This window comes from uncultured Slackia sp., assembly GCF_959608125.1.
Classification (GTDB): domain Bacteria; phylum Actinomycetota; class Coriobacteriia; order Coriobacteriales; family Eggerthellaceae; genus Slackia.
On record NZ_CAUHPG010000006.1, the window covers coordinates 76612 to 91268 of the forward strand.

General features: G+C 62.0%; 10 protein-coding genes. 5 read left to right on the forward strand and 5 right to left on the reverse strand.

Annotation, left to right across the window (positions count from 1 at the left end):
- The first annotated feature begins 48 nt into the window (after window positions 1-48).
- From Q6E04_RS03260 to Q6E04_RS03270, 3 genes are all read left to right on the forward strand, one after another.
- Entirely contained in the window at window positions 49-768 is a 720-nt protein-coding gene (locus tag Q6E04_RS03260; RefSeq protein WP_303249375.1) for an HAD family phosphatase, read from the forward strand.
- Between the two features lie 215 nt (window positions 769-983).
- Window positions 984-3839 carry an isopeptide-forming domain-containing fimbrial protein gene (locus Q6E04_RS03265; protein WP_303249376.1) on the forward strand — a complete coding sequence of 952 codons (2856 nt, stop codon included), beginning with the start codon at window positions 984-986 and terminating at the stop codon, window positions 3837-3839.
- 220 nt (window positions 3840-4059) lie between these two features.
- Entirely contained in the window at window positions 4060-5277 is a 1218-nt protein-coding gene (locus Q6E04_RS03270) for a diphosphate--fructose-6-phosphate 1-phosphotransferase (RefSeq protein ID WP_303249377.1), read from the forward strand.
- 21 nt (window positions 5278-5298) lie between these two features.
- On the opposite strand, the gene Q6E04_RS03275 is transcribed toward Q6E04_RS03270, so the two are convergent.
- The 5 genes from Q6E04_RS03275 to Q6E04_RS03295 all read right to left on the reverse strand — a co-directional run bounded on the left by Q6E04_RS03275 (window position 5299) and on the right by Q6E04_RS03295 (window position 9897).
- A complete protein-coding gene (locus Q6E04_RS03275; RefSeq protein WP_303249378.1) occupies window positions 5299-6567 on the reverse strand; it encodes an ABC transporter permease subunit in 1269 nt (422 codons plus the stop codon).
- 2 nt (window positions 6568-6569) lie between these two features.
- Window positions 6570-7523, reverse strand: coding sequence for an ABC transporter ATP-binding protein (locus tag Q6E04_RS03280; protein WP_303249379.1), 954 nt, complete (start codon window positions 7521-7523; stop codon window positions 6570-6572).
- Between the two features lie 9 nt (window positions 7524-7532).
- Complete coding sequence (locus tag Q6E04_RS03285) at window positions 7533-8402, reverse strand: hypothetical protein (protein ID WP_303249380.1); 870 nt, start codon at window positions 8400-8402, stop codon at window positions 7533-7535.
- A complete protein-coding gene (locus Q6E04_RS03290; RefSeq protein WP_303249381.1) occupies window positions 8399-8890 on the reverse strand; it encodes an RNA polymerase sigma factor in 492 nt (163 codons plus the stop codon). The genes Q6E04_RS03285 and Q6E04_RS03290 overlap by 4 nt, the downstream gene beginning before the upstream one ends.
- Window positions 8891-9144: 254 nt before the next feature.
- Complete coding sequence (locus Q6E04_RS03295) at window positions 9145-9897, reverse strand: cyclase family protein (RefSeq protein ID WP_303249382.1); 753 nt, start codon at window positions 9895-9897, stop codon at window positions 9145-9147.
- A 164-nt stretch (window positions 9898-10061) separates the two neighbouring features.
- Between Q6E04_RS03295 and Q6E04_RS03300 the strand changes: the two genes are divergently transcribed.
- Both Q6E04_RS03300 and Q6E04_RS03305 read left to right on the forward strand, forming a co-directional pair.
- Window positions 10062-10727 (forward strand): hypothetical protein, encoded by a 666-nt coding sequence (locus tag Q6E04_RS03300; protein ID WP_303249383.1) that lies wholly within the window; start codon window positions 10062-10064, stop codon window positions 10725-10727.
- Window positions 10728-10740: 13 nt separating this feature from the next.
- A complete protein-coding gene (locus tag Q6E04_RS03305) occupies window positions 10741-14397 on the forward strand; it encodes an InlB B-repeat-containing protein (RefSeq protein ID WP_303249384.1) in 3657 nt (1218 codons plus the stop codon).
- Window positions 14398-14657 lie beyond the last annotated feature (260 nt).

Here is a 14657-nt window from a genome sequence, read left to right on the forward strand (position 1 = left end):
CAAGAAAGCCGCGGCCTCCGACCGAGCACCATCCGACGAAAGGACCCCGTGAACCATACGAACGCACCCGAACCCGTCGGCTTCCCCCTTGCCCGCTTCGTCGACTCCAAGCGCAGGCCGAGCGCGCCCGACTTTATAGAAGGAGCGATCTTCGACCTGGACGGCACGCTGCTCGACAGCATGCCCTGGTGGGAGAACCTGGGAGAAAACTACCTGATCGCACGCGGAAAAACGCCGGCGCCCGACATCAAGCGCCACTTCAAGCGCATGACACTGGAGCAGTCGGCCGTGTTCCTGCGCGACGAATACGGCCTGGAAGAGTCCGTCGACGAAATCTGCCAGGGCATCCTGGACGGCATCGAACACGCCTATCGCGACACCATTCCGCTGAAGCCCGGCGCCCGCGCCATGCTGGACGCCTTCGCCGCATGCGGCGTGCGCATGTGCGTCGCCACCGCCACCGAGCGCCATTGCGCCGAGGCCGCGCTGGCGCGCCTGGGCGTACTCGACCGCTTCTCGGCGGTATTCACCTGCAGCGAAGCGGGCGCGAGCAAGACCGAACCTATCGTGTTCGAAACCTCGCTCGCCCACCTGGGCACGCCGCGCGAAGCGACTCTGGTGATGGAGGATTCGCTGCACGCGATCGAAACCGCCCGCGCCGCAGGCTTTCCCGTGGCCGCCGTGCACGAACCGAGCGCGGCATTCGAGGCCGACGCCGTCAAAGCCCTGGCCGACCTGTATCTTCATTCGTTCGACCTGGGCGAATAGCCCTTACGCCACCCGCCGTGGCGCCGATTGCCCACGACGGCATGCGCCATGCAATCCGCATGACAAAGCGGCCCGGAATCCCGCCGGATTCGGGCCGTTTTTCATATCTACAAACGCCGGAGAAGCCGCTCCTTCGCCCCCAAAAGCCGCCGGGTGCGCTTGATAGCCTGACTTCGCGAGCGTCCGAAGACGCACCGAGACGAAGGAGGCAGATCATGAACGACACCGGCAAACGAGATGCGCCGAACAAATCGGCGCCGAGCACGGCGCGCTCGACGCGCGGGCCCGCCCGCCGCTGGACCGACCGCATCGCCAAGGCGGCGGGAGCCTGCGCCATCGCCGCCGTGGCGCTATGCGGCGCCTGCATGATGCCCATGCAGGCCGAAGCACAATCGAAGGCGGCAGGACCTAAGGTCATCGAGGTGGCAGAAGACGAATTCGAGCCCATCGGCTACGAGGCGTCGCTCGACTTCGACGACATCCAAATCATCGAAGGCTTCGAAGAGGTGCCCGACCTGGGCGTCTACTTCGACCACCGCTACAGCGACGAGGAAAATCCCAGCCTCGACGACCTGTACGTCCAGGTCAAGGGCCATCCCGGCCTTGCTTTCGCGATCGACGGGTCCACGAAGAAGGGCTCGGCGTCGCTGCGTTACACAGGCGGCATGTACAAGGGCGAGGCGTTCGACGCCGTGCTCACGCTGGAAGACTGGACGTATATGGAGCCCGATTGCGGCTGGGAGAACTACGCCCCCTTCTACGACGGGCACGAGGTGTTTCAGCCGGGCGTCTACCTGAGCACGCACTGGAAGTCGCTCTCCGACGGGCCCGAGGGATACCAGAACTTCAACTTCTACACCATGGGCCTTTCGAACCTCGACGTGAGCGTGCAGTTCGTGCGCGCAGGCACCGACGAGCCGATCGAAGTGAAGGGTCACGCCACTTGCATCGACCTGGACACCATCCAGGCGTTCGAGTTCGGCGGGGCCATCACGGGCGGACGCATCGTCGCGGGAAACGACGCGCTCTATCTTGAAAACGACGGCACGCGCGTGGCCTCGAAGCTGGTCTTTCTTTCCACCGACGGATGGAAGCATCCCGAGGAATACAAGAAAGGCCTGGTCGAAACCTTCTACGACACCACGGGCGACAACCTGGGCAAGCCGGCGGAGTTCCGCTTCTATTCGGGATGGAACAAGCACGAAATGGACAGCGGGCATAATCCCGACCCGCAATCGTTCTTCGCGCTGACACCCGACTTCCTAACGGTGCCCAATCCCGAGGAAAACCCCGACGGCCAAACCGACGTGGTCAAGACCGCCGATAAAACCGATGGCGTGAAGCCTGGAGACGAGGTGGAATACGCAATCGACTTCCGGGCACATGAGCAAGGCGTCGACTGCCGCGTGGGCTACCGTTATTCAGCCCTCGAAATCGTCGACACCCTCCCCGCCGAGATGAGCTACATCGACGGCACCGCATATCTGACCGACGAAAGCGGATCGCCCCTTGAAAACGCAGGCGCGGCGACGGTCGAGAAAACGCCCGGCAAAGACGATGCCGAAGGCCCCGACGCAAACAAGCCCGGCAATTCCGCAGGAACCGAAAATGCCGAACAGCCCGATCGGACGCGTGCAGACATGCGCGCCGCGACACCGGCAGACGATGCCGAAGCGCCCGCCGATGACGGCGCAAGCAGGCCCGACGCGAACGATGCCGCAGCTGCGGGGGATGTCGTGCGCTTCACCTTCGACAAGGAATTCCTGGCGAACATGCCCATGAAGGGCGAGCACTACCGCCTGGTGTTCAAAGCGAAGCTCGACCGCTACCCCGCCGACGGCGGCCTGTCCGTGACCAACAGCTCGTATGCCCTGATCAACTCGAACGGCAAAACGCCGTCGAACGACGTGGAAACGAAGCTGGCGAAGCCGGGCCTTTCCATCGAGAAAAGCTCCGACAAACATGCGTATGAAGCGGGAGAAACAGGCCTCTACACGCTGACCGTCAGCCAGACCGAGGAGGGGCTGACGGCCGAAAACGTCGTCGTGAAAGACCTGCTGGACGACGGCGCCGCGGGCGCGATCGTCGAAGGAAGCGTGAAGGCGGCCAAGGGAGACGATGAACCCGAGGCCGTCGAACCCGCCTATCTGCGCGATGACGAAGACCGCATCGTCGGGTTCGAATTCGTGAGCGGCATGGACCTGGCCTATGGCGAAACCATGACTTTGACCTACGAGGTTGCCATGGAAAAGCCAGGCGCTACGATTACAAACACCGCTACGACCTGGGCCGACAATGTCGACGAAGTCGAGGCGGATAACAAGGTCGAAATCGCAGCCGAAGATGTCGAAGTTCCCGCAAAGCCCGACGGACCGGGCAAACCCGTCGTCGCGCTTGAGAAAAGCGTCGATAAAGACGAGGTGCCCGTCGGCGAAAGCGCGGCTTATCTTGTGCGCGCAACCGTCGAAGACGCGGGCGTGACGGACGTCGTGATATCGGACAACAGCCTTCCCGAAGGCATGCCGATCGACGCCGAGAGCATCGAGGTGCTGGTCGACGACAAACCCGATGAGACCCTCGAGCCGACGGTCGAAGACAACGGGTTCTCCGTCGCGATCGACGAGTTGCCCGAAGGAAGCATGGTCGAGATCGCATACACCGCACGCGTCGAAGATGAGACGCTTGCGGGAACGAACGTGGTCAACACGGTTCTGCTGACGGCCGACGAACTGGACAAGCCGCTCAGCGACGACGCCGTAGTGACCGTGCCGCCCATCGAAGACGATGCCGGCCCCGATGACGAACCTGCGGCGACGCCGATCGTTCCCGCCGCTCCCGACGAGCCGGCCGGCACTCCGCCGAGCAGTCCCGCAGCGCCAGGAAAGTTCATCAAGACGGGCGACGCGACCATGGCGATCGTCGCAGGAACCATCGGCGCGGCGCTCCTTGCCGCAGCGGCCGCAGCCTTCGCCCTGAAACGCAGGCACGCGGGCGGGCACACGGCGCATTCGCAGGCACTGGCACGTGCGACCGAATACGGTTCGACAGGAAACGACCGCAGGACGCGATAAATAACGCATGATGCATGGCGGATTCGCCGATTCGCACGGAATCCGCCGCGCCGAAACAAAGGCCGAGAGGGCAACGAACCCTCCCGGCCTTTTGCCGTTTCCAGCCGAAAGAATGGACGAAATAAGGCGACGGCAACCAAAGGCCCAAACGGACGATCGTGGGGTACACTTGGCAGCAGCAAACCATCCCACGGCCCAATTCGCAAAAGGAGCATCGTCCATGGGCAACTGCCTCGTCGCGCAATCAGGCGGCCCTACCGCCGTCATCAACGCAAGCCTCGCCGGCGTGGTCAGGGCGAACCAACTCAACCCTCTGTACGACCGCGTCTTCGGCGGCCTGCACGGCATCGAAGGCGTTTTGGACGGCAAGCTCTACGACCTGACCGACCTCAGCGGCCATGAGCTGGAAATCCTCAAGCAGACACCCTCCAGCGCGCTGGGAACGTGCCGCTACAAACTCAAACGCGGCGCCGATGCCGACTACTGCCGCCTGATCGAGGTCATGGATGCCAACGACATCGAGGTCATGTTCTACATCGGCGGCAACGGATCGATGGACACCGTGGATGCGCTGGCGAAATGGGCCGAAAGCGTCGGCTGCGAGAAGCGCTTCGTGGGCATTCCGAAAACCGTCGACAACGACCTCGTACCCGTCGACCATGCGCCCGGCTTCCCGAGCGCGGCCAAAATCGCAGCTCAAATCACCCATGCCACCTACCTCGATTACGCCGCCTATACGCGTCCCGAGGTTTTCGTGCTGGAAACCATGGGCCGCGACGCGGGCTGGCTGGCCGCGAGCTGCTGCGTATCGGGCAACGTCGACCTGCTGGTCCTGCCCGAGATAGACTTCGACAAAGACGCCTTCCTCGCCGAAGCCAAGCGGAAATTCGACGAGAAGGGCGAATGCTATATCGTAGTGAGCGAAGGCGCTCATTATGCCAATGGCACCTACGTTTCCTCAGGCGGGCGCGCAAATGAAGGCTTCGCGCATCCCGTGCTGGGCGGCGCGGGCTCCATAATCAAGCAGATGATCGTGGATGCCGACATCGTGCCGCGCGGCGTGGTGCAAAACCTCTCCCGCGCGGCGCGTTCGAGCAACTTCGCCCAAAGCCTCGTGGATGTGAACGAGGCCTACGAGCTGGCCATGAGCGCCCATATGCGCTCCGCCGACCCGACTTTCACCGGCTTCGTGGTAGGAGTGCGCCCGCGCACGGCCGAAGAGATAGCGGCGGGCGTCTACGATGCGCGTTATTTCGCTGCGCCGGCAGACCGCTTCGCTAAACACGTGAAGCATTTCCCCGTGGAATGGATCCTGCCCGACTACCAGGGCATCACCGAGGATGCCTTCGCATACTTCAAGCCCCTGATCGAAAGCGAGCCGAAGCTGATCTACGACGGCGCGATGCCTGCCACCATCACGCCGTTCAACAAACGCTGACGCCGCACCGTCGGCAGACGGCTACATCACCTGATGGCGGCGGAAGAACAGCGCCGCCAGAGGGAGACACGCCACGAACAGCACGCTGTACACGAGCGCCTGCATGCCTATAAGGTCGATCACGAAACCGCCGATCGGATACGACATGTAGTCCCAGAACAGATACGGCGCCACAAGGCCGCTCGTCGGGAACAGCGCGTTGAGATGCACGAGAATGCCCACGCCCGCCGTGGGAATCATGCCCGTCAGAAGAACAAGGGCAACGTCGATCGCGAAGATTGACAGCAGCGAACGCAGCTTCGACGACAAAAACAGCGTCAGGCCGGCGAACCCGAGCGTCATCAGGTAGGCGATGCCCACCATGATGGCGGTGCCCTGGGCCATGGTGAAATCATACGGCGAGGAAAGCGCCATCATCTGAATGGGCAGGTCCGCGCCGTCCGTACCGTGAGCGGCAAGCGACACGGCGCAGATGATGGCCATGCATACCGCGAAATACGCCGTCGTGAACAGAAAGGCCGCGATGAGCTTGGCCGCCACCAGCTTGGAACGGCCATAGCGCGACGACAAGATCACGCTGTCGGTGCGCTCCTGGTATTCGGCCGCGAACATCGGGGCCAACGCCACGCAGATGGCGATGATGGCGAACGCGATAAAGGCGATGCAGTCCATGATGTTCTGCCAGCCTCCCACATATCCATACACAATCGGCTCGGTCACTTCGGCCTGCTTCTGCGTCCAATAGGCGCGTTCGGCATCCGAATAGACCCACGAACCGGCCTGTCCGTCATCGAGGATCACCTGGGTCTTTTCAGCGAGCGCCTCATAGAACGACACCTCGGGAGAAGGCCCCAGTATGGCCGACATTTGAACGACTTCTTTCTTGTCGTTGTTCCATGCCCCGAACAGCCACGGCCAATAGCCCGAACCGTACAGCTCGCGCGCGCCTTCGATGCCGTAGGCGGATTTCACGGCGTCGTAGGACGCAGCATCGCTCATGGTCACGATCTCGTCGGGGTCGAGCTTGGAAAACGCAAGCTCGTAATACGAAGACAGTTCCTCGGCAAGACGCTCGTCGGTCAACGCCCCCGCACGCGCCTCGGCATTCTCCTGCCGCTGATGGATGGCATCGAGGCCCGACAGGATCTCATCGGTGTTATTCGTGGTCTTCGTCTGAAACACGTTCATCGTCATGATGAGGCACAAAAGCGCGACGATCGCCAGGCAGGTATACCGCGTCGATTTACGCGCGACGATCTTCTTGAGCTCGAATTTCACCAGATCGAACATGGCTACCTCCTTCCGCTGAACAGGCCGTTTTTACGAGCATGACGCCCCTCCGGCACCTCGCCGAAACCACCGCCCGCCATGTCGGCGCCCGCATCGTCTTTGAACGTGTACAGATACAGATCCTCCAACGTCGGCTCGACGGAAACCGCGCCCGCCACGGGAGCTTCGTCGGCCGCCACGCGCACCACCGCTCCGCCGTCGGACGCGTAATGCACATTGCATACGCACGCAGAAGCCGAAAGCTCATCGGCCTGGCGCGCTGAAACGCGGCATTCCCACACCTTGCCCGCCACGGACGAAACCACGGCATCGGGACGGCCGCGCAATACGAAACGGCCGCCCTTCATCACCAGGATGTCGTCGGCGATGTATTCCACATCGGACACGATGTGCGTGGAAAGCAGCACGATCTTGTCTTGCGAAAACCCGGAAATCAGGTTCCTGAAACGCACGCGCTCTTTCGGGTCGAGGCCGGCCGTCGGCTCGTCGAGCACCAAAACCGTCGGATCGTTGATCACGGCCTGCGCGATGCCCAGCCGCTGCTTCATACCGCCCGAAAACGTGCGCACTTTGGCTTTCGCATGAGCGGCAAGGCCCACTTCCTCCAGCAGCTCGGAGCAACGCCGCTTGGCCTCATGGCGGCCGAGGCCCTTCAGCGCAGCCATATACAGCATGAAATCCATCGCCGTGAAATCGGGGTAATACCCGAAATCCTGCGGAAGGTATCCCAGTATGGCACGGTATTCGTCGCCCATGCGGGCGATATCCACGCCGTTGAAGGCGATGCGACCCGCGCTGGGCTTGAGTACATCGCACACCATGCGCATGAGCGTGGTCTTGCCGGCGCCGTTGGCTCCAAGCAAGCCGTACACGCCTGGGCGCAACGTCGCCGACACGTCGTCGACAGCAGGCTTTTCTGCAAATCGCCTGGTCAGATTTTCAAGGGAAAGCTCCACAGTTTCCTCCTATCGATTGATGGACGACGAATCGAACGAAAGCAGGCGCGGCGAAGCCGCCACATCGGCCAACCATGCCCTGGCCTCGCACGCCGCCCATACCGCCGAAGCGGCGGCGGCCAGCGCCCATATCCACACGGAGGCCTGCTCGTATGCAACGGGCGCTTTCATCGCGAGGAAATAAGACGCCGCCATGACCGCCGCGCCCCAGGCGGCAGCGGCCGCAAGCGCACCCGAACCTTCGATGCGGCGCGCGGCCGCAAGACAACCGGCAACCGTGACGCAGTACGGAGCAAAAGCGCACAGCAGCGCGACGGGCGCTCCCGCCTGCGGGTCGGCGAGCGCGAGAAAGCCCGCCATGGCCGCAAGGCCGATCGCATTCGAGCACGCCAAGACGACCATGCGAGCGGCCGCGACCGAACGAGCATCATGTTTGCACGAACGCTCCAGTTCGATGATTCCGCACGCACGCGATGCCGCCATATCGGGCAAGCCGCACACAGCAACGGCCGCCCCCGCCAGGCAGGCGTACAGCCCCGATGCCGCGTTTCCCCCGCCGGCGAACCACAAAACCATGACTGCAACCACTATGCACGCCTGAAGAGCCCATGCGCGGGCCCCCATGAAGCGCGCCTGCGTCGCCACGAACGAGGCCGCCTCCGACACGCCGCATACGAACGCCGAAAGCGTCGGACGCGCGGCGCGGGCGGGCGCCGCATCGACACGCGCACGTCGAGCCTCGGCGACGGCCGCCGCCGCAACGGCGCGCTTAGCCTCGTCGTCAGCTGCAGGACGCTGCTCGCGATAGTAGGCGCGCAGGGCGCCTTCGACATCGCCCGCATGCGTCACATCGCGATTTTCTTTGTTGAAAGACCTCATATGAGCCCTCCGTCCGATTCGAAGGAGTAGGCGTCGCGCACCTGCGCGAGCGCACGCTTGAGCAGCCTGTTCATCGCGAACCGCGACACCCCCATGACCCGTGCGGCTTCCGCCACGCCGAGCCCCTGGTCGAAGCGCAGCTCGATCGCCTCGCGCTCGTCGGGAGCGAGCGATGCCAGCACCGAGTCCATCTCGACGGGATAGGCGTCGCAAGATCGCGGCGCCGAAGCTTCGTCCAATTCGACGAACTGCGGCCTGCGCGCGCACGACCGCGCCGCATCGGCGCACAGGTTGCGCGCGATGGTCAGCAGCAATGCAAGCGGCTTTCCGCGTTCGTCGTAGGCGCTGGCGCTGCGCACGAACCGCAGGAATGTTTCCTGCGCGATGTCGTCGGCAGCATCACGAGCGGGCGCGTGGCGCCTGCAGTACGCCAGCACGTCTTCGTAATGTCTCTCGACGATGCGTTGAACCGCAGCTTCGTCGAGCATCGCCTCGTGTTTTCTCAAGCGTTTCTCACCTCCTATCCTCTTTAACGCCGACCGAACGCGAAATGTGCGCACGGATTCGAAAAAAATCGCTTGTTTCCGGCGAACTTTGACACCGCAGCCGTCGAAAATCAATGCGAGGACGGAGCGGGCCTCGCCCTATGATGCAAAACGCCTGTTCAGTGCGTGAAACGAATCAAGGCGCCCCGAAGGACGCCTTGACTGCATGTCGCATGTCGATTGCTTGTTTGGTGCCGCTATTCTTCGCACACGGCCCACACGCGGGCAGGAAGGCCCGATGCTCCTTCGATGCGCGGCCATGCCACGAACACGATGGCGCCCGCAGGCGGCACCTTGTCCAGGTTGGCCATGACCTCCACCTGCAGATGGCATGTGTCGAGCACGTATCGCTCCACCGCCAGGTCGTCGGCCTCTACAGCCAAATACGACGCGTCGGTATCGAAGGTCTCATGGCCGTTCATGGCCACGCCGCGCTCTTCGAACAGGAACTTCAGCGTTTCGATCGACCAGCCGGGGCAATGTTCGCCGCCGTCTTCGTCCAGGTTGCACAGGGCGTCGTAATTCGGCCAGCGCTTGTACCAGTCAGTGCGCAGCGCGACGAACGCGCCTTCGGGAATACGGCCGTATTCGGCCTCGTAGGCAAGAACGTCGTCGATGGTCACGGCGTAATCGGGGTTTTCGGCGGCCTTCGCAGAAATATCGATCACGCACAGAGGATAGGCGCTCTGCTCCACGCCGAACTCCTCGGCGGCGGGACGGCCCGGAACGAAGTGCATGGGGAAATCGACGTGCGTGCCGAACTGGCCGGGGAATTTATAGGTATGGATGCGGCACGAAAGCATCTCCTCGTCGTAATCGAACACGGTCTTGCACAGCTCCACCGAACCGTCGGGAATGCCGCCCCAATACGGGCTTTCGTTCGTCAGCGGATGGGTCAGGTCGACCCAACGGCAGCGCTTCAACTTCTCAAGATCGCCCCACAAGCTCATGATGCCTCCTTACACACCCGGTCGACGCGACGGCCGGCGAGTTCGCATGGCGAAACGGACCGGACGAGCGACGAAAAAAGCGCGACGTCCTTTACGACGCGCTTAAACTATCGCCCACTATTGTGCCGTATCGAAGGAAAAGTTGCACGCGAAACGAAGCCTCCGTGCATGATGCACGCCGTAACCGTGCGAACAAGCTGGATGTGCGCGACGAGACGGGAATTGCGGACGACACGAGAGACGCTTTGCGGCGCCAGCCGAACGAGCGCGGCAACGACCCCGATGCGTTCCCGCCGCCGTTCACGTTCCTGCAACACTGGCCGAACGCACGCGCGCCAACGGTCGTGACGAAGCGGGTGGACATGCATATATGTTTCAGTCGAAGGGCCCAGCAGAAAGAACATGAAATGATGCCCCGAAAAACAGCATTTCAGAGCCTTAAATCAACACGAAGTCGACAGGAGTTCCTTTATTCAGCACTGTGCCCTACAATTGTTCTATGCATTATAAAAACCGAATATTCGAGGAGGTTTCCTATGAAGGGCAGGCTGAAGGCCCTGACTTTGTGCGTAGTCATGGCCTTCGCATCGTTCCTTTTGCCCGCGTATGCATTCGCAGCGCAGCCAGAAGGAACAGTTCATAAAGTCGGCAACGCCGCAGAATTCACGGCAGCCGTCGTCGAGATTCACACGAGCGCAGAACCTAGCGCAACCATCGAGCTGGCAGGCGATATCGACCTTGCCGACGCATTCGCAGGCGTCGAAGGTAAGCATGTTATCGTGCGCAGCGATACTGGCACCCCCCCCCCATTTTCTGAAACTGAATTCTGATATCGTCAGCTTGATGGGCGATGTCACATTCGAGAACATACGCATCTCTTCCAAAACGCTGTACGCAAACGGCCACCACCTCACGCTGGGCGAAGGCTTCGGCGGCGGCGAAGACGGCCAGAAGCGCATGATCGTCTACGGCGGCAGCGACAGCGACCTTACCGCCGATACGCACGTCACCGTTCTTGACGGCGTGTATAAGCTCATTGCCGGCGGCAACTCCGCAGGCACCCTCACGGGCAAGACCAACGTAGAATTCGGCGGAAACGCCCGCTTTCCCAATGCATCTGAAGGCAAGCAGGACGGCGACTACGTTGGCACACAAAGCGAAAATCACAACCTCTACCTTGCTGCTAAAGGCGAAGGCAAATGGGACGGCCCGGCTTTTGACGGAATGGACTACGAATACGGCATCCTCCCCTACGGCATCTACGGCGGCGGCACCTGCGGCAACACCGAGGGAGACACTAACGTCAAGATGAACGGTGGCACGGTCTATCAAATCTTCGGCGGCGGTGCGGCAAGGCGCAATCCCACTCATGCTGGACACCTGGGCGAACTTGACGACCTAGGCCGCGTTTCAGGCAAAACCTCCGTCATCGTGACGGGCGGCGAAGTCAAAAGCGTCTACGGCGGCGGCTATAACGACATCTTCGTATTCGGAAGCTATGAATACAAAACGAGCGGCGTTCCTGCAGAAGCCCGCAGCCAGCGAGCCGTGGTCGAGGGCAACACTTGCGTTAAAATCGGCGGTGATGTCCACGTGGCCGCAGCCGAGCAAAGCGAAGATACCTCTACTGCCGGCGCCGACTACCCGGCGATCTACGGCGGATCGTTCCACTCTACCGTCAACAATACTCAGGTCGTCATCGAAGGAAACGCCCTGGTCGAATCCGGCGATCGCAGCACGTACGGATACGGCGCTGTTTACGGCGGTGGCTGCAACGACATCATTCGCGGAACGTCGTCAGCCCTGCTCAAGGACGAGGCCCGCATCGGCAACGACCAGAACAAGCCTGGCGCTTCCGTGGCTTCACAGGGACAGATCGGTGTCATCACGCCCATGAGCCGCGCCGCGAAGAGCGGATGCTATCTCGGTGGCGCCCAATACCAGGACCTCCCCGTCATCAAGAACGAGGGCAAGAGCGACTATGCAGCACAGGCAGAGGTCGCCGGCGGCACCGTCGACGTTCTCATGGCCAGCGTGAAGTCCCGCATGGCAAGCGGCCAGCCCACCAAAACCTGCCAGGGAAACGTGAAGCTCACACAATCGGGTGGCGCGGTCCACGCGATCGAGGGCGGCTCCGTTTACTCCAAGAACCTCATCGTCAACGGAAACGTCGACATCCTCGTCACGGGCGGTACCACCGAGGAATATATCTACGGGCGATACAGCACCAGCGACCTGGGCAGCAGCAAGATTATCGGCGATTGCACGCTCACGTTCTCTGGGTGCGGCACCGCCGACGTTTTCAGGATAAGCCCTCTCATCTGGTCGATGGACTCTGTGCGCGTGACTGACGGCGCCCACGTGGCGGTTTTTGGCGACCACACGTTCTTCGATTCCGATAAAAAGCCTTTCACCGTTCCGCTTTACCAAGTCAAGGATTTGGCCATCGATAAGGGCTCGACGCTCGCTTTCAAGCAACACGCGAACATCGAAGGCAATCTGGTCGTCAACGGCACCCTCAACATGGCTCGCGTTAGGCCCGTCTTTAACATCGGAAATATGGAAGTCCCGTATGGCGACCCCAAGGCAGTAACCCTGACCGCTGCTGGCACGGCAAAAGGCACTGGCGGTCTCCTACCCATCGCCGACCCAAAAAACGCCAAAGACGGATCGAACTACAGCTCTTATAGCGAGCCGGTCGCTAACGAAGAGTACGTATATGCCCAGGCTGCCGACTCCGACATGGAACTTGGTCTTGTCGAGGGCGCAGACAAGTTCTTCGTCGACCGCAAGAATAGCAAGACCGCGGGTCAAGACGTTTGGTTCATCAACGAGCAGGTCGCCAAGAACGTCACCGTAACGTTCGACAAGAACGGCGGCGATACCGAGGCCGTTCCCGGCAGCATGACGGTCAAGAGCGGCTCCGCCGTGGGCGCCCTGCCCACGGCACCCACGCAAGCTGGCCACACGTTCCTCGGCTGGAATACGCAGCCCGACGGCAGCGGCGAGGCGTTCGACGAGAACACGCCTGTGACCGGCGATATCACCGTCTATGCCCAGTGGAAAAAGGAGCAGAAGCAACTCTGGTACTACGAGCTCTACTATCAAAGTTATGCACCCGACGGCAGCCAAACCGACGAGAGCGGCCTTCGCTTCAACTGGCTGAGACAGGGCCACGGCCAAGGTGGATGGGCCTACCCCGGCGACGATGTGAGCATCGACAGCAAGAAATTCGACGGCAAGCAGTTCGGCTGGGACGCCATCGACGGCTCGGGCCCCGAAACCCTCGGCGTGCACTACGTGTTCGATGAGAACTACGGCCCCCATCGCCTGAGCGCAACCTGCGCCGAGGCCACCAAGGACAACCCGCTCAAGATCTACTACCGTGCAACGCCCCATACCCTGACCTACGAATACGAAGGCACGGTCCCCGACGGAGCACCGCAGCTTCCCGCCCAGGTGAACTCCGCGTACAGCGCGCCCGTCAAAATCACCGACGCGCCCTCCATGAAAGGCTGGGAGTTCGATGGCTGGAAGGTCAAAAGCCCCGAAGGCATCACGATCGCCGATGACGGCACGCTGACCATGCCCAACGCCGACGTCGTGCTCGTGGGCTCGTGGACCAAGACGACCACGCCCATCGAGCCCACGACCGCCGTTTATAAGGTCGAGCACTACAAGCAGCAGCTTGATGGCACCTACCAGCTTGCCGATACGGACTTCCCGCTGTACGGCAAAATCGGAGAGAAGGTAACCGCCGCGCCTAAGGGCTACGACGGCTATCACCTCAATGAGGGCCGGTCCGAGCTCACCGGCACGGTCTTTATGCCGCACGAGCAAGACGGCAAACCGGTCTATCTTGTGCTGAAGGCGTATTACGACCTCGACCAAGTCACGCTGCATTACGACCTGAACGGCGGCACGGGCGCCGAAGGCGTCGACTACGACGACAAGACGCTGCCCATAGGCACCAAAGTGACCGCGGCCGACGCCCCGACACTTGAAGGCCATGACTTCCTCGGATGGAAGAAGGAGGCCGACCTGGTCAAGCCTGGCGATACGTTTAATCTGACGGCCGACACCACCCTGACGGCCCAGTGGGAGAAGAAGGCTCCCGTCGTTCCGCCGGTCGATCCCGACCCGGAGCCGGATCCGAAACCTGACCCAGAGCCGGAGCCGAGTCCTGATCCAGAGCCAGGCCCGCAGCCGGAACCCGAACCAGAGCCCGAACCGAGTCCTGAACCCGAGCCTACCCCGCAGCCCGAACCCAAGCCGGAACCCGCTCCCGAAGGTGGCTCCGACAATGACCAGCCGACCGCGCCAAGCCAGCCCGAAAACCCTGGAACGAACTCCGGCGCAAACGGCCAGACGCAGGCAAACGCCGCTATTCCTGCGATGAACGACTTCTCGACCATCATTGTCGCAGCGGCGATCGGCACGGCGGCGCTCGCCGCCCTGGCATGCGTCGCGGCATACCGCAAGGTTCGCAAGAACCGGTAAAACAACGACCAGGAGCCCATACCGCGGCACCCTGCCGAAACCCAAGAAGGGCCCGCTTCGAAGCGGGCCCTTCTTCGTTCGCGGCACATTCGATCGCAAAGCACGACATCAAGCAGCAAATAGGCCCCCGCATTGCAGGGGCCTATTCTCATCCAAAACTCTTAAAAGACGCTATGCGTACATGCCGTTGATGAAGCGCATGACCACCGCGGACGCCTCGGCGCGGGTGGCGCCGTCGGTCGGGTCGAGCCGGCCGTCGC

What these genes read in the sequence shown, in the direction of transcription:
- Q6E04_RS03265 (WP_303249376.1), top strand. Translation starts at nt 984, where the DNA reads ATGAACGACACCGGCAAACGAGATGCGCCGAACAAATCGGCGCCGAGC.
- Q6E04_RS03270 (WP_303249377.1), top strand. Translation starts at nt 4,060, where the DNA reads ATGGGCAACTGCCTCGTCGCGCAATCAGGCGGCCCTACCGCCGTCATC.
- Q6E04_RS03275 (WP_303249378.1), bottom strand. Translation starts at nt 6,567, where the DNA reads ATGTTCGATCTGGTGAAATTCGAGCTCAAGAAGATCGTCGCGCGTAAA.
- Q6E04_RS03285 (WP_303249380.1), bottom strand. Translation starts at nt 8,402, where the DNA reads ATGAGGTCTTTCAACAAAGAAAATCGCGATGTGACGCATGCGGGCGAT.
- Q6E04_RS03290 (WP_303249381.1), bottom strand. Translation starts at nt 8,890, where the DNA reads ATGCTCGACGAAGCTGCGGTTCAACGCATCGTCGAGAGACATTACGAA.
- Q6E04_RS03295 (WP_303249382.1), bottom strand. Translation starts at nt 9,897, where the DNA reads ATGAGCTTGTGGGGCGATCTTGAGAAGTTGAAGCGCTGCCGTTGGGTC.
- Q6E04_RS03305 (WP_303249384.1), top strand. Translation starts at nt 10,741, where the DNA reads ATGGGCGATGTCACATTCGAGAACATACGCATCTCTTCCAAAACGCTG.